The following is a 15,030-nucleotide window of genomic DNA, read 5'->3' on the forward strand; positions in this document are numbered from 1 at the left end:
AACAAAGATCATTATGGAATATAAAAATCAGCTCAAAAAAAACCCCGCCAACCGGCGAGGCTTTTTCACAAGGCTTGTTACAGGAAGCTGTAGGTGTAGTTGAAGATCAGGCGAGTCTGGTCAACATCAGGGTTGTTGGAAACTTCACTGCCACGGTAGACGCCATTACGCAGCGTTACGCCGAAACCTTTGAGAGCACCCTGCTGGATGGTGTAGTCGATCCGCATGTCGCGCTCCCACTCGGAGCTGTCAGGACCACTGCCGTTGGTCGCCTTGATGTCATCGCCGTGCAGGTAGGCGATCGAAGTTTTCAGGCCCGGCACACCCAGCGCTGCGAAGTCATAGGAGTACTGGCCGAAAGTGGTGTTTTCACCGGCACGAACAAATCCGTTGATCATGGAGTCGGTGAACAGGTAGAAGCTGGCGCCGCCGTTCCCTTCCGGACGGCCATTGCCATCGACCACGTTGCCCTGGTTCAGGTAGACAAAACCACCGTCATCGCTGACGCGCTGATGACCGAGCAGGAAAGCGTTGCCGCCCAGGGTGTAGGTGAACATGGCGCTCCAGGTCTTGTTATCGACCTCGCCCGGATTCTTGGCGAAACCGTTGTTGTTGTTGAAACGGAAACCCGGATCACCGTTCCTGCCGTCGGAGCTGCTGTCGAAGTAACGAATATCCGTCTTGAAGGACTGGTTGGCGCTGATCGGTAGCACGTGGATCAAGCCCAGGAAATCCTGCTTGTAGTAGTCCTTCAGATTCGAGTGGTAGTACTGCAGGGTCAGGTCCTTGGTGACCTTCCAGTCAGCACCACCGTAGTAGAACTTGTTGCTGCCCTCTGTACCGCCAGCCACGGCCAGGCCGGTGGAGTTCGAAGAGGCGCGACCTGCCGAATGCTCCAACTGGCCTGCGTTGAAGGTTACGTTGTCGATTTCTTTCGAAGTGATGGTGCCACCGTCAAAGGTCTGTGGCAGCAGACGGCTGTCGTTCGCGACCAGGATCGGCAAGTTGGGTGCCAGAGCGCCACCCAGGTGGGCTTCGGTCTTCGAGAAGCGCGCCTTGACGTTAGCGGCTGCACGGCTCCATTCGGACACGGCCGAACCATCGCTGTCGCTTGGGAAGAAGGTGTTGTTGTCTGGGTGGTGACCCTTGCCGCCGTCCAGGTGGATACCCAGCAGTGCCTGGGCGTCGATACCGAAACCGACTGTGCCTTGGGTGAAACCGGACAGATAATCGAATTTCAGGCCTTCTGCGGACTCTCTCTGATCCGCACCGCCTTCACGGTTATCGTTGTTGTAATACATGGTCCGGGAACTGATGGACGCCTTGCTGTCTTCCAGGAAACCTGCTGCGCCTGCCTGCTGCGCCACTACCCCTACGGCCACGGCCAAAGCCAAGGTGGACTTGTTCATTGTGAAGCTCCTCTCGATTCTAATTCTTGTATTCCTGGTCTCGAGTCGTCGCCCGAAATCCTAAGATGCGCGATTAGCGCCAGACCGTGACCCACAAGTCAATCGTAACCATGTGTGTCTACGACCATAGTCTAACCCCCGGTTTTTTGGTCCCTGCAGGGTCATGAACTCGTCATGAACCTGAAAAGAATTACTCGATTCTTTTCTAATACCGTTTAGGAATTTAGCTCCCAATTTCGAGAAACCCCCTGAATAGAGGGTTTGGCTCATAAGCTAATTCCTAATAGGTATTTATTTTTACTTTTTTATATCGTTTAGTTTTGACGCAATTCGGAAACAAATCCTTTACCGAAAGGCGGCCCCATGACGACCAAACGCGCACTATCCGGATCAATTGTTACAGTCTGTGTATCTCTCGCACTTTCTTTCACCGCTCAGGCGGCGAACCTCACCGTCGGTTATCAAACCGGAATCGACCCCAGCAAAGTCCCCCAGGCCGATGGCCTTTATGAAAAAACCATCGGCCAGCCCATCGACTGGCGGCGCTTCAACAGCGGCCCGGAAGTGGTCACGGCGATTGCCTCGGGCGATGTGCAAATCGGCAATCTCGGCTCCAGTCCGCTGGCCGCTGCCGCCTCGCGCAACCTGCCGATTGTCGCGTTCATCGTCTCGGCCCAGATCAATGCCGCCGAAGCGCTGGTGGTACGTAACGGCAGCGGCATCGAAAAACCGCAAGATCTGATCGGAAAGACCATCGCCACGCCTTTCGTTTCAACCTCCCACTACAGCCTGCTCGGTGCGCTGAAGCACTGGGGCCTGGACAGTTCGAAAGTCAAAGTGGTGAACCTGCAGCCGGCGGAAATCGCGGCAGCCTGGAAGCGTGGTGATATTGACGGCGCGTTTGTCTGGTCGCCCGCACTGGGAGAAATCCGCAAGACTGGCAAGACCCTGACCGACGCTGCGCAGGTCGGCCAATGGGGCGCGCCAACCTTTGAGGTCTGGGTGGCGCGCAAGGATTACGCAGAGAAGCACCCAGAGGTGGTAGCCAAATTCGCCAAGGTCACCCTGGATTCGTTCGCCGACTACGCCGCCCATAAGGACCAATGGACCGTTGATTCGGTGCCCGTCCAGAAAATCGCCAAACTGACCGGTGCTAACGCCGCCGATGTGCCGGAGTTACTGGCCGGTTCCGCATTCCCCGATGCCAAGGCGCAACAGAGCACCGCGCTGCTGGACGGCGGCACGGCCAAGGCCATTGGCGAGACGGCGAAATTCTTGAAGGAGCAAGGGAAAGTGGAGACGGTGCTGCCGGATTATTCGCCGTATGTCAGCGCGAAGTTTGTCACTGAGTAACACCACCGACCTCTGTAGGAGCGAGCTTGCTCGCGAAAAACCCAAGGACGCCACGGGACATCTGGTTTTACGCGTTATCGTTCACGATTTTCGCGAGCGAGCTCGCTCCTACAGGGACCGCATCCTGATCAAAGGGCTTTTTCGAAGATCTTGGAATTACGCTGATAGTTGTACAGCGACGCCCGCGCCGACGGCAGCCGGTCGACGCTGCTAGGTTCAAAGCCACGCTCGCGGAACCAGTGCGCGGTGCGGGTGGTGAGGACGAACAAGGTTTTCAATCCCTGCGCCCGCGCGCGGGTTTCAATACGCTCCAGCAGCTCATCACCGCGACCGCCATGACGGTACTCTGGATTCACCGCCAGACACGCGAGTTCACCCGCGTCCGAATCGGCGATCTGATACAGCGCCGCACAGGCGATGATCATGCCTTCGCGTTCAACCACACTGAACTGCTCGATTTCGCGCTCCAGCACCTCGCGGGAACGGCGCACCAGGATGCCCTGCTCTTCCAGCGGACTGATCAAATCCAGCAAACCACCGACGTCTTCAATGGCCGCTTCGCGTACCACTTCGAACTGTTCCTGGGCCACAAGGGTGCCGCCGCCGTCGCGAGTGAACAGCTCGGTCAACAACGCACCGTCTTCGGCGTAACTGACGATATGGCTGCGGGCCACGCCGCCACGGCAAGCCTCGGCAGCGGCATCGAGCAACTCTGCCTGATAGTTACTGCCCAGGCGTTGCAGATGCGCCGGCACTTGCTGCGGACGCAGTTCGCGCACCAGGCGCCCGTGTTCGTCGATCAGGCCCAGGTCGGCACCGAACAGCAGCAGCTTGTCGGCACCCAGGTCGATGGCCGCTCGGGTGGCGACGTCTTCGCAGGCCAGGTTGAAAATCTCACCGGTCGGCGAATAGCCCAGCGGCGACAGCAGCACGATCGAGCGCTCGTCCAGCAGACGGTTGATGCCCTTGCGGTCGACCCGGCGCACTTCGCCGGTGTGGTGATAGTCGACGCCTTCAAGCACGCCGATCGGCCGTGCCGTCACCAGGTTGCCGCTGGCCACCCGCAGGCGCGAGCCCTGCATGGGCGACGAAGCCATGTCCATCGACAGGCGAGCCTCGATGGCAATGCGCAACTGGCCAACCGCGTCGATCACGCACTCCAGGGTCGCGGCATCGGTGATACGCATGCCGTGATGGTAATGCGGGGTCAGGCCACGGGCCGCGAGGCGCGCTTCGATCTGCGGGCGGGAGCCGTGAACCAGCACCAGGCGCACGCCCAAGCTGTGCAACAGCACCAGGTCGTGGACGATATTGCCGAAGTTCGGGTGTTCAACGCCGTCGCCGGGCAGCATGACGACAAAGGTGCAATCGCGGTGGGCGTTGATGTAAGGCGAAGCGTGACGAAGCCAATTGACGTATTCGGGCATGAACCTGGGCCTGTAATAAATAGCAGCCGAAAAAAGGGCGAAACTGAAAACGCACAGCGGGCTGATGGTTATCGTCGGAACAGGCTTGGCGACACGCGCGCTCTCCTCATGAATACGGGTTGGGACATCGGCAATTTATACGGCTTGTCAGGCAAATCACAGCCCCTGTAGGAGCGAGCTTGCTCGCGATGGACTTCAACGATTACGCGACCTGTCTGAATGGACGCGTGGCCCTTGCGTTCATCGCGAGCAAGCTCATTCCTACAGGGCCTCAGTTTGGGCCGGTGTCAGGCAATAGTGTTCGATCAGTTGCCTTAATAGATGCACCGTAGGCTGCAAACGTGACATTTCGAGGTATTCCCCCGGCTGATGGGCGCAAGCGATATCACCCGGGCCAAGCACCAGCGTTTCACAGCCAAGGCGCTGAAGATAAGGTGCTTCGGTGCCAAACGCCACTGCTTCGGCGCTGTGACCGGTGAGCTTTTCGGCAAGGCGCACCAGCTCGGCGTCCTCGGCCTGTTCGAACGACGGCACGTCGGGGAACAACGGCGCGTAATCGATCTTGACCTGATGCCGCTCGGCAACCGGCTTGAGCTTCTGCAGGATCTCGGCACGCAGGACCTTGGGGTCCATGCCGGGCAACGGTCGCAAATCGAATTCCAGCGAACACTGGCCGCAGATGCGGTTGGGATTGTCGCCGCCATGGATGCAGCCGAAATTCATCGTTGGCATCGGCACGCCAAACTGTGGATTGCGGAATTCGCGCTGCCATAACAAGCGCAGACCACGCAGTTCGCCGATGGCATCGTGCATGGCCTCCAGAGCGCTGTGGCCCAGGCGCGGGTCGGAAGAGTGACCGCTCTGCCCGAGGATGTCGATGCGTTCCATCATGATGCCTTTGTGCATGCGGATCGGCTTGAGCCCGGTCGGCTCGCCGATCACCGCTGCCCGTCCCAGCGGCCGCCCCGCTTCGGCCAGCGCGCGGGCACCGGACATCGAGCTTTCTTCATCGCAGGTGGCGAGAATCAGCAACGGCTGTTTGAACGGCTGATCGAGCAGCGGTATGACCGCCTCGATCGCCAGGGCAAAAAAGCCCTTCATGTCGCAACTGCCCAGGCCGACCCAACGACCGTCGACTTCCGTCAGCTTCAGCGGGTCGGTTTGCCACAGCGCACCGTCGAACGGCACGGTGTCGCTGTGCCCGGCCAGCACCAGGCCGCCGGGGCCGGAACCGAAACTGGCCAGCAGGTTGAACTTGCCGGGGTTGACCTGCTGGATCTCGCAGGTAAAACCCAGCTCACCGAGCCACGTCGCCAGCAGATCGATGACCGGGCGGTTGCTTTGATCGAGTCTGGGTTGGGTGCAACTGACGGACGGCGCGGCGATCAGCGCAGCGAACTGTTCTTTCATCGACGGCAATGGCATCGCTGACTCCCGGCACCCGAATTGAGGTTCATCATAGAACCAACCGATGACAGGAATAAACCGTCTCGGCGCGTACTAACCTTGAGTCCTGTACACTGCACGACCTTGGCAGCCACACATTCCCCCGGCTGCGCTCCCGATCCTGGATTTTCCGGCCATGCAGAAAGAAACCGAAATCAAACTCCGCGTCAGCCGCGAAACCCTCGCCGCCCTGCGCGAGCACCCCTTACTGAAAAAGCGCAACAAAAGTGGCTGGGAACGCCGTGAGTTGATGAATCAGTACTTCGACACCCCAGAGCGCGATCTGGCCCAGGCCAAAGTCGCCCTGCGCCTGCGCAAGGATGGCGAAGAAGTGATCCAGACCCTCAAGACCCGCGGCCAGAGCGTCGCCGGCCTGTCGGTGCGTAACGAATACGACTGGAATCTGCCCAAAGCCAAGCTCGACCTGAAGAAACTCGACGGCGAATGCTGGCCCGATGAACTGGCCGAGCTCGACAAGAAGACCCTGAAACCGATCTTCACCACCGACTTCGTCCGCGAACGTGCGGAAATCGCCTGGGGTCGCGGCAAGACCAAAGTGGTCATCGAAGCCGCCCTGGACCTCGGCCACGTCGTGGTCGGCAAGCAGAAAGAAGAAATCTGCGAGCTGGAGCTGGAGCTGCGCGAAGGCGAGCCGGCCGCATTGCTGGAGCTGGCCGCCGAGCTGGCCGAAAAACTGGCGCTGATGCCATGCGATATCAGCAAGGCCGAGCGCGGTTATCGCCTGTACGACGCCCATAGCTATTCATTGAGCCTGCCGGCGCCGCAGATCTCTGCTGAAACGCCGCTGGACGACGCGTTCGCCGCGCTGAGCTGGCACTTGCTCGGCAGCAGCCAGCGCCTGGCCGAGCAATATCGCTTCAACGGTCACTGGCGCTTGTTGCAGGACTGGGTCGAGTGCCTGGCCGAAATGCGCGCGCTGATCAGCAGCCTGGGTCAAGCCGCACCACGTCAGTCAACTCACGACCTGCGCATCGCCCTTGATGCCTTGCTGGAAGACTGGCGTCCGCTGGTCCAGGCCGGCCTGGACGATGAAGACGTGCGCAAAGCCGCGCCCGAGCAGTTCCTTGAAGAACTCGAAGACCCGCGCTGGGGCCTGTTCTCACTGACGACCTCACGCTGGCTGCTGGCCCGCACCTGGGCTGCCGACCGCAACACCCGTGGCAATCGCCAGGGCGCTGCGCAACTGGGCAGCTGGTTGCCGCGCCTGCTGGGCGAAGAAGCCAACTCGCTGCAATTGCAACGCTATCAGCAACAACCGGAAGACCTGGCCGAGCAACTGCCGCGCATCGAACGCATCCAGGTCTGGCTGCACCATGCGCGTAACGTGCTAGAGATCCCGGAAATGGATCGCCTGTACGGCGAGCTGAACAAACTGGCGCAACTGGCCAACGAATCGATCACCGACGAAGTCCTGGATGCGCGCAAGCAGCAGGCGATTGCGGTGTATCAGAACCGTGCCTGGAAAATGCTGCTGCGTCTGTAACACCGCCTTCGCGGGCAAGCCCGCTCCCACAGGGCATCACCGAAACCCTGTGGGAGCGGGCTTGCCCGCGAAGAGGCCAGCACATTCACTACACATTTCAGACTGGCAAACTGGTGGTCGACTTGATCTCCGACAACGCCACGATCGAGTTGACCTCCTGAATCCCCGGCACCATCGACAGCTTCTCGAAGAAGAAGCGCTCGTACGCCTCGATGTCCGCCGTGACAATCCGCAGCAGAAAATCCACCGCCCCCATCAGCACATAACACTCCAGCACCTCCGGAAAGCCGCGAATCGCCTCGGTGAATTCGGTGAAGTTCGAACGCCCGTGGGCATTGAGTTTCACCTCCGCGAAGATCTGCGTGTTCAGGCCGATTTTCTTGCGGTCGAGCAAGGTCACCTGGCCGCGAATGATGCCCTCCTCTTTCATCCGCTGAATCCGCCGCCAGCAAGGCGATTGCGAGAGCCCCACCTGCTCGGCGATCTGCGCGCTGGAGAGCGAAGCGTCCTCTTGCAGCAAGGCGAGGATCTTGCGGTCGTAGCTGTCCAGTTCGCTTTGCATAAAAAAACCTTTAATATCTAAATAGGTGAATTGATTAAGTCTGCATGCCTGCCATTTGACCAATCATAGAGAAGAAATACCCGGCACAGGATGTAAATATTTCTCCAGTAATTCTGGAGCCTGACCATGCCGTATCTCGAAGCCCTGAACACCCCACCTGCCCGCGCCGATGTCTGGAGCGTCAGCAATGCCCATTGCCGTGTTCACTATCAAATGCTGGCCGAGGCCGAACCGGACCTGCTGTGTCGCGCCCTCAATCTGTTCGCCTTGCAATTGCTCACGCCGGAACAGGTCAACGTGCAGCGCCAGGACGACTGGCTGACTATCGATATCATCATCGACGGTTTGAGCTGGCACCGCGCGCAAGTGATAGCGGAAAAACTTCGTAACCTGATCTGCGTCTGCTCGGTTGAGCTGCAGGAAGCTGACTCTGCCTGGGCCGAGACGCTACAGGCGGCGGGCTGAAAAACGCCGAAACGGCTTCGTCGGGTAGTGGCCCAGCGGTCAGCCGGGCCACGGCTATCCTTTGCGCACTGTCGTTCAAAAGGAGCCCGCATGTCCGTACAACTCGCCTTTCAGGACCGCTGGCTGGATCTCAATGATGTGCTGCGCGAACTGGTTGCGCAGGGCTTTATCAGCCAGGATTCAGCCGAACACGCGCTCAATGCCCGCCGCCGCAACGCTACCCATGGCCAAATGCATCCGCTGGAGTTCATTGCCAGCCAACAGTTGGGCGACCTCAGCCGCCCCGGCAAACTGCTGGACCTGGAAAGCCTGACCCTGTGGCTGTCCCGGCAGGCCGGACAGCCTTATCTGCGCATCGATCCGTTGAAAATCAACGTCGCGGCCGTGACCCCGCTGATGTCCTATGCCTTCGCCCAGCGCCACAAGATCCTCGCGGTAGCGATCGACCGTGATGCGGTGACCGTGGCCAGCGCCCAGCCTTATGTCAGCGGCTGGGAGGCTGACCTGACCCACGTGCTCAAATTGCCGATCAAGCGCGTGGTGGCCAACCCGGTGGACATCCAGCGCTTGAGCGTCGAATTTTTCCGTCTGGCCAAGTCGGTCACCGGGGCCAACAGCGCCGACCCGCACGTCAGCACCCTCGGCAATTTCGAACAGTTGCTCAACCTCGGCGCCAGCGACCAGGAGCCGGACGCCAACGATGCCCACATCGTCAACATCGTCGACTGGCTGTTCCAGTACGCGTTCCAGCAACGCGCCAGCGACATCCACATCGAGCCCCGTCGCGAGCAAGGCACGGTGCGCTTTCGCATCGACGGCGTGCTGCACAACGTCTATCAATTCCCGCCCCAGGTCACCATGGCCATCGTCAGTCGCCTGAAAACCCTGGGGCGCATGAACGTCGCGGAGAAACGCAAACCCCAGGACGGTCGGGTGAAAACCAAGACCCCGGACGGCGGCGAAGTTGAACTGCGTTTGTCGACTCTGCCCACCGCCTTCGGCGAAAAAATGGTCATGCGGATCTTCGACCCGGACGTCCTGCTCAAGGACTTCGACCAGCTCGGCTTCTCCACCGACGACCTGCGCCGCTGGCAGGACATGACCCGCCAGCCCCACGGCATCATCCTCGTCACCGGGCCGACGGGGTCGGGCAAGACCACCACCCTCTACACCACCCTGAAAAAACTGGCGACGCCGGAGGTCAACCTCTGCACCATCGAAGACCCGATTGAAATGGTCGAGCCGGCCTTCAACCAGATGCAGGTCCAGCACAACATCGACCTGACCTTCGCCGCCGGCGTGCGTGCGCTGATGCGGCAAGACCCGGACATCATCATGATCGGCGAAATCCGCGACCTCGAAACCGCGGAAATGGCGATCCAGGCGGCGCTCACCGGGCACCTGGTGCTATCGACCCTGCACACCAACGATGCGCCCGGCGCCATCAGCCGCCTGCTGGAACTCGGCGTGCCGCATTACCTGATCAAGGCCACAGTGCTTGGCGTCATGGCCCAGCGACTGGTGCGAACCCTGTGCCCGCACTGCAAGGCGCCACTGGCGCTGGGCGAAGACGACTGGCAAACCCTGACCCGCCCCTGGCAGGCACCGCTGCCAGGCAATGCCCAGCGCGCCGTCGGTTGCGTGGAATGCCGCGATACCGGTTATCGCGGCCGCGCCGGGGTCTACGAAATCATGCAACTCAGCGATGGCATCAAAGCGTTGATCAGTCCCGATACCGATCTGCTGGCCGTGCGACGCCAGGCATTCAAGGAAGGCATGCGCAGCCTGCGGCTGTCGGGGGCGCAAAAGGTCGCCGCCGGGCTGACGACCATCGAGGAGGTTCTGCGCGTGACGCCCCAGAGCGAGCAGAACTGAGCCCGGCTGTTCTTATCCGCCATCGGCACCGCTACACTCCAACGATTGCTACTCCACAGATCCACACATCAACAAGGAATCGTTATGCAGATCGGTAGTGTGCTTTTGCTTTTTGTCGGCCTGGTGGTCGCCATTCTGTTCATGGGCTTCAAGGTCGTGCCCCAGGGTTTTGAATGGACCGTCGAGCGTTTCGGGCGCTACACCAACACGCTCAAGCCGGGGCTGAACGTCATCGTTCCGGTCATGGACCGCATCGGGCGCAAGATGAATGTGATGGAAAGCGTGCTGGATATTCCACCACAGGAAGTCATCACCGCCGACAACGCCACGGTGCAAATCGACGCCGTGTGCTTCTTCCAGGTGGTCAACACGGCCCAGGCTGCCTACGAGGTCAACAACCTCGAGCACGCCATTCGTAACCTGTTACAAACCAACATCCGCACGGTGCTCGGCTCGATGGAGCTCGACGCCATGCTCAGCCAGCGCGACGGCATCAACGAAAAACTGCTGCGCACCGTCGATGAAGCGACCGCGCCGTGGGGCATCAAGATCACCCGGATCGAGATCAAGGACATCAGCCCACCCGCCGACCTGATGGCGGCGATGAGTGGGCAGATGAAAGCCGAACGAATCAAGCGTGCACAGATCCTCGAGGCCGAAGGCCTGCGTGCCGCAGCGATCCTGACTGCCGAAGGCAAGAAGCAGGCGCAGATCCTCGAAGCCGAAGGCAGTCGGCAGGCCGCCTTCCTGGAGGCCGAAGCCCGGGAGCGGCAAGCCGCGGCAGAAGCCCAGGCCACCAAAGTGGTGTCCGAAGCGATTGCCAGCGGTAACGTGCAAGCGGTCAACTACTTCGTGGCGCAGAAGTACATCGACGCGCTGGGCAACCTGGCTTCGGCCAACAACAGCAAAGTGATCCTGATGCCGCTGGAAGCCAGTTCGATGATCGGCGCGGTGGGCGGCATTGGCGAAATCGTCAAAGCCACTTTCGATAACAAGAAAGCCTGAGGCGCGCCATGTGGGCATTTTTGCAGCATCTTTCGTTCTGGGACTGGTTGGCGCTGGGCACGGTGTTGTTGATTCTTGAAGTGTTCGGCGCCGGCGGCTACCTGCTGTGGATCGGTATGGCAGCGGCTGCCGTGGGTGTCCTGACCTTCTTCCTGCCAGGCCTGTCGTGGGAATGGCAATTTCTGTTGTTCGGCCTGCTGTCGATCGCCACCGCCTTGTACTGGTGGCGGCGTCAGCGCACAGCGACTCGCCTGAGCGATCAGCCGCACCTGAACCTGCGTGGCCAGGAACTGATCGGCAAGACCTTCGTGGTGCATGAAGCAATTGTCGACGGTCGCGGCAAAATCAAGGTGGCCGACGGCGTGTGGATGGCCCGCGGGCCGGACGCTGCCATTGGCAGCCGCGTGCGAGTGGTCGGCCAGCAAGGCGCGATCCTGCTGGTCGAAACGACGGAATAGGCAGTCACGGAACTCGATTGGGGGTTGGCAATCCAACCGCGTAGTCAACCCAGTGGAGTCACCCTGTCATGCGTTTCAAACTTGCTGTCGCTACCGTCGCGCTGTTGTCCCTGCCTGTCGGTTCGGCGATGGCCGATACTTTTTGGCGTAACGTTCTTACGTCCGGTGCAACCACCGGTTCGAGCTATCTGACATCCAAGGATCACAAGCTGGTCGTCGCAGCCCAGGACGATGCCAGCAGCTTCGTCGCCAGTGATGGCGGTATCCGCGGCCCGTACCTGGAAGCGGCCATGCAGAAAGTCCGCGCCGACAACCCGGGCCTGCAAGCCACGGACATGGAGTTGGCGAACGCGATCCTGGCGAAGAATGCCGTGGCGTCTGAATAAGCGTTGCGAATGAAAAATGCCGCTCACATGAGCGGCATTTTTTTGTCCCACACAAAACCCTGTGGGAGCGGCGGTGCGGCGATCCGACTTGCTCGCGAATGCGGTGGATCAGTAAAAACTTCATTGACTGTCACACCGCATTCGCGAGCAAGCCCGCTCCCACAGGGGTTATGTATTGCCTGGGAGGTCAGCGGTAGTCGTCGACCGGCACACACGCACAAAACAGGTTCCGATCCCCATACACATTGTCCACCCGGTTCACCACCGGCCAGTATTTGTGAGCCTTGGTATGCGCGTCCGGCGTGACGGCTTGCTCGATGCTGTACGGCCGCTCCCACACGCCGGTGATATCGGCCAGCGTATGCGGCGCACCTTTCAACGGGTTTTCTTCCGCCGGCCAGTTACCGTTCTGCACCTCGTTGATTTCCGCGCGGATGCTCAGCATCGCCCCGATAAACCTGTCCAGCTCCGCCTTCGATTCACTTTCGGTCGGCTCGACCATCAGCGTCCCCGGCACCGGGAACGACATGGTCGGGGCATGGAAGCCGTAGTCCATCAGGCGCTTGGCGACGTCCTCTTCGGTGATGCCGGTCAACACCTTGAGCGGTCGCAGGTCGAGGATGCATTCGTGGGCCACCCGTTCGTTGCGCCCGGTGTAGAGCACCGGAAAGGCACCGGACAAATGCCGCGCCAGGTAATTCGCAGCCAGGATCGCCACTTCGCTGGCGTCCGCCAGTTGCGGCCCCATCATGGCGATGTACATCCAGCTGATTGGCAGAATGCTTGCGCTGCCCCAGGGCGCTGCGCTGACGGCGCCATTTTGCGGCTGCGGCCCGTCGATCGGCACCACCGGATGGTTGGCCACGAACGGCGCCAGATGTGCCCGAACACCAATCGGGCCCATGCCAGGACCGCCGCCACCATGGGGAATGCAGAAGGTCTTGTGCAGGTTCATGTGCGAAACATCGGCGCCGATATCCGCCGGCCGCGCCAGCCCGACCTGGGCGTTGAGGTTGGCGCCATCCATGTACACCTGACCGCCATGCTGGTGGATCACTTCACAGATTTCGCTGATGCCTTCCTCGTACACGCCATGGGTCGAAGGATAGGTCGCCATCAGGCAGGCGAGTTTGTCGGCGGCCTGCGCGGCTTTTTCCTTGAGGTCGTCCAGGTCGACGTTGCCCGCCTCGTCACACTCGACGATCACCACGCGCATCCCGGCCATTTGCGCCGACGCGGGATTGGTGCCGTGCGCCGACGAAGGAATCAGGCAGATATCGCGGCCGCCCTGTTGCCGGCTCTCATGGTATTTGCGGATCGCCAGCAGCCCGGCGTATTCGCCTTGGGCACCGGAGTTGGGCTGCATGCAGATGGCATCGAAACCGGTGATCGCGCACAACCAGCGTTCCAGTTCCTCGATCATCAGCCCGTACCCGGCGGCCTGCTCTTTCGGCACGAACGGGTGCAGGTTGGCGAACTGCGGCCAGGTGATCGGGATCATCTCGCTGGTGGCGTTGAGCTTCATGGTGCAGGAGCCCAGCGGGATCATCGATTGATTGAGCGCCAGGTCCTTGTTTTCCAGTTGCTTGAGGTAGCGCAGCATCTCGGTTTCGCTGTGATGGGCGCTGAATACCGGATGGCGCAGATAAGGCGAAGTTCGCACCAACCCTTGGGGAATTCCGCCAGGCAGGACTTCGGCATCCAGGTCCTCGATACTGAGCCCGTGATCGGCCCCCAGAAACACGTCGAACAGCCTCTCCACGGTGGTTTCGTCGCAGGCCTCGTCGAGGCTCAAGCCCAGTTGGCCGCGCCCGAGAATGCGCAGGTTGATCTGCGCGGCCCGGGCACTTTCGATGATCGCAGTCTGGGTTCCGCCGACTTCCAGCGTCAGGGTGTCGAAGAAGTGCCGGTTGACCCGGGTGATACCCTTGCGCTCAAGCCCGGCGGCCAGGATGCAGGTCAGCCGGTGAACCCGCTGGGCGATCCGCTTGAGCCCTTCCGGGCCGTGGTAGACCGCATAGAAACTGGCGATATTGGCCAGCAGCACCTGGGCCGTGCAGATGTTGGAGTTGGCCTTCTCCCGGCGAATGTGCTGCTCGCGGGTTTGCAGGGCCATGCGCAGGGCGGTGTTGCCTCGCGCATCTTTGGAAACACCGATGATGCGCCCGGGAATCGCCCGTTTGTACTCATCGCGGCTGGCAAAAAATGCCGCGTGCGGCCCACCGTAGCCCATAGGCACACCAAACCGCTGGGACGAGCCGAACACCACATCGGCGCCCAGTTCACCCGGCGGGGTCAGCAGCAACAGGCTCAGTAAATCCGTGGCGACACAGGCCAGGGCCTGTTGCGCGTGCAGGTGATCGATCAGCGGCCGCAGGTCGTGGATCTCGCCGTGGGTGTCAGGGTATTGCAGCAGCGCGCCGAACACCTGGTGCTGCTTCAAGTTATCCACAGCGTCGACGATCAGCTCGAAGCCGAAACCTTCGGCGCGGGTCTGCACTACGGAAATGGTTTGCGGGTGGCAGTTTTCGTCGACAAAGAACAGGTTGCTTTTGGACTTGGCGACCCGCTTGGCCAGGGCCATGGCTTCCGCCGCGGCGGTGGCCTCATCGAGCAGCGAGGCGTTGGCCAGCTCCAGACCGGTCAGATCGATGGTCAATTGCTGGAAGTTCAGCAGCGCTTCGAGCCGCCCTTGGGCGATCTCCGGTTGATAGGGTGTGTACGCGGTGTACCAGCCGGGATTTTCCAGCACGTTACGCAGAATGACCGCCGGAGTGAGGGTACCGTGGTAGCCCATGCCGATCAGGCTGGTCCAGACCTGGTTCTGCTCGGCATACCCACGCAGCCTGGCCAGGGCGGCCTCTTCATCGAGGGCCGGGGGCAGGTCCAGCGCCCGGTTGAGGCGGATGCCCGGCGGCACGGTTTGCTCGATCAATTCGACCCGGCTGCCCAGGCCAAGGCTGTCGAGCATCGCCTGTTGCTCGGCGGCATCGGGTCCTAGGTGGCGGCGCAGAAAGGCATTGGGGTCGTGTAACTGGCTCAGGGACGGCAACTGGGACATGACGGGCTCTCTCTTGACTGGCGCTCAGCGTCGATGCAACACGGTCAAACCAGCATAGCAGTCGATCTTCGCGTGGATG

General features: G+C 60.7%; 12 protein-coding genes. 7 read left to right on the forward strand and 5 right to left on the reverse strand.

What is annotated here, in order from left to right; all coding sequences use genetic code 11:
• Positions 1-77 precede the first annotated feature (77 nt).
• Positions 78-1,409, reverse strand: coding sequence for an OprD family porin (locus tag AC3WN7_RS06140; protein WP_095964270.1), 1,332 nt, complete (start codon positions 1,407-1,409; stop codon positions 78-80).
• A 363-nt stretch (positions 1,410-1,772) separates the two neighbouring features.
• Between AC3WN7_RS06140 and tauA the strand changes: the two genes are divergently transcribed.
• Positions 1,773-2,762: a taurine ABC transporter substrate-binding protein gene (gene tauA / locus AC3WN7_RS06145; protein ID WP_095964272.1), complete on the forward strand. Its 990-nt coding sequence runs from the start codon at positions 1,773-1,775 to the stop codon at positions 2,760-2,762.
• 128 nt (positions 2,763-2,890) lie between these two features.
• Here the strand turns inward: tauA and argA are convergent, their stop codons facing one another.
• Both argA and argE read right to left on the reverse strand, forming a co-directional pair.
• Positions 2,891-4,189 (reverse strand): amino-acid N-acetyltransferase, encoded by a 1,299-nt coding sequence (gene argA, locus AC3WN7_RS06150; protein ID WP_007978929.1) that lies wholly within the window; start codon positions 4,187-4,189, stop codon positions 2,891-2,893.
• Between the two features lie 261 nt (positions 4,190-4,450).
• On the reverse strand, positions 4,451-5,614 hold the full coding sequence (argE, locus tag AC3WN7_RS06155) for an acetylornithine deacetylase (protein WP_102673504.1): 1,164 nt from the start codon (positions 5,612-5,614) through the stop codon (positions 4,451-4,453).
• Between the two features lie 157 nt (positions 5,615-5,771).
• Here argE and AC3WN7_RS06160 point away from each other — a divergent pair, with 157 nt between their 5' ends.
• Positions 5,772-7,139: a CYTH domain-containing protein gene (locus AC3WN7_RS06160; RefSeq protein ID WP_102673505.1), complete on the forward strand. Its 1,368-nt coding sequence runs from the start codon at positions 5,772-5,774 to the stop codon at positions 7,137-7,139.
• Between the two features lie 97 nt (positions 7,140-7,236).
• Here AC3WN7_RS06160 and AC3WN7_RS06165 read toward each other — a convergent pair whose 3' ends face one another.
• Positions 7,237-7,701: an Lrp/AsnC family transcriptional regulator gene (locus AC3WN7_RS06165; RefSeq protein ID WP_008015415.1), complete on the reverse strand. Its 465-nt coding sequence runs from the start codon at positions 7,699-7,701 to the stop codon at positions 7,237-7,239.
• A gap of 126 nt (positions 7,702-7,827) precedes the next feature.
• On the opposite strand from AC3WN7_RS06165, the gene AC3WN7_RS06170 reads away from it, so the two are divergent.
• The 5 genes from AC3WN7_RS06170 to AC3WN7_RS06190 all read left to right on the forward strand — a co-directional run bounded on the left by AC3WN7_RS06170 (position 7,828) and on the right by AC3WN7_RS06190 (position 11,890).
• On the forward strand, positions 7,828-8,166 hold the full coding sequence (locus AC3WN7_RS06170; protein WP_102673506.1) for an ACT-like domain-containing protein: 339 nt from the start codon (positions 7,828-7,830) through the stop codon (positions 8,164-8,166).
• A gap of 90 nt (positions 8,167-8,256) precedes the next feature.
• On the forward strand, positions 8,257-10,041 hold the full coding sequence (tfpB, locus tag AC3WN7_RS06175; RefSeq protein WP_095964276.1) for a type IV pilus assembly ATPase TfpB: 1,785 nt from the start codon (positions 8,257-8,259) through the stop codon (positions 10,039-10,041).
• An 84-nt stretch (positions 10,042-10,125) separates the two neighbouring features.
• Positions 10,126-11,046, forward strand: coding sequence for an SPFH domain-containing protein (locus AC3WN7_RS06180; RefSeq protein ID WP_095964277.1), 921 nt, complete (start codon positions 10,126-10,128; stop codon positions 11,044-11,046).
• An 8-nt stretch (positions 11,047-11,054) separates the two neighbouring features.
• Positions 11,055-11,504, forward strand: a complete 450-nt coding sequence (locus AC3WN7_RS06185; RefSeq protein WP_095964278.1) for an NfeD family protein — start codon at positions 11,055-11,057, stop codon at positions 11,502-11,504.
• Positions 11,505-11,572: 68 nt separating this feature from the next.
• Complete coding sequence (locus AC3WN7_RS06190) at positions 11,573-11,890, forward strand: DUF2388 domain-containing protein (RefSeq protein WP_085723777.1); 318 nt, start codon at positions 11,573-11,575, stop codon at positions 11,888-11,890.
• A gap of 187 nt (positions 11,891-12,077) precedes the next feature.
• Here AC3WN7_RS06190 and gcvP read toward each other — a convergent pair whose 3' ends face one another.
• Complete coding sequence (gene gcvP, locus AC3WN7_RS06195) at positions 12,078-14,951, reverse strand: aminomethyl-transferring glycine dehydrogenase (RefSeq protein ID WP_102673507.1); 2,874 nt, start codon at positions 14,949-14,951, stop codon at positions 12,078-12,080.
• Positions 14,952-15,030: the final 79 nt, after the last annotated feature.

The sequence above is a fragment of the Pseudomonas sp. FW305-70 genome (assembly GCF_058783925.1).

Coding starts and splice junctions, on each gene's coding strand:
- AC3WN7_RS06165 (WP_008015415.1), bottom strand. CDS start 7,701: ATGCAAAGCGAACTGGACAGCTACGACCGCAAGATCCTCGCCTTGCTG.
- AC3WN7_RS06190 (WP_085723777.1), top strand. CDS start 11,573: ATGCGTTTCAAACTTGCTGTCGCTACCGTCGCGCTGTTGTCCCTGCCT.
- argA (WP_007978929.1), bottom strand. CDS start 4,189: ATGCCCGAATACGTCAATTGGCTTCGTCACGCTTCGCCTTACATCAAC.
- argE (WP_102673504.1), bottom strand. CDS start 5,614: ATGCCATTGCCGTCGATGAAAGAACAGTTCGCTGCGCTGATCGCCGCG.
- gcvP (WP_102673507.1), bottom strand. CDS start 14,951: ATGTCCCAGTTGCCGTCCCTGAGCCAGTTACACGACCCCAATGCCTTT.
- AC3WN7_RS06140 (WP_095964270.1), bottom strand. CDS start 1,409: ATGAACAAGTCCACCTTGGCTTTGGCCGTGGCCGTAGGGGTAGTGGCG.
- AC3WN7_RS06180 (WP_095964277.1), top strand. CDS start 10,126: ATGCAGATCGGTAGTGTGCTTTTGCTTTTTGTCGGCCTGGTGGTCGCC.
- AC3WN7_RS06170 (WP_102673506.1), top strand. CDS start 7,828: ATGCCGTATCTCGAAGCCCTGAACACCCCACCTGCCCGCGCCGATGTC.
- tauA (WP_095964272.1), top strand. CDS start 1,773: ATGACGACCAAACGCGCACTATCCGGATCAATTGTTACAGTCTGTGTA.
- tfpB (WP_095964276.1), top strand. CDS start 8,257: ATGTCCGTACAACTCGCCTTTCAGGACCGCTGGCTGGATCTCAATGAT.
- AC3WN7_RS06160 (WP_102673505.1), top strand. CDS start 5,772: ATGCAGAAAGAAACCGAAATCAAACTCCGCGTCAGCCGCGAAACCCTC.
- AC3WN7_RS06185 (WP_095964278.1), top strand. CDS start 11,055: ATGTGGGCATTTTTGCAGCATCTTTCGTTCTGGGACTGGTTGGCGCTG.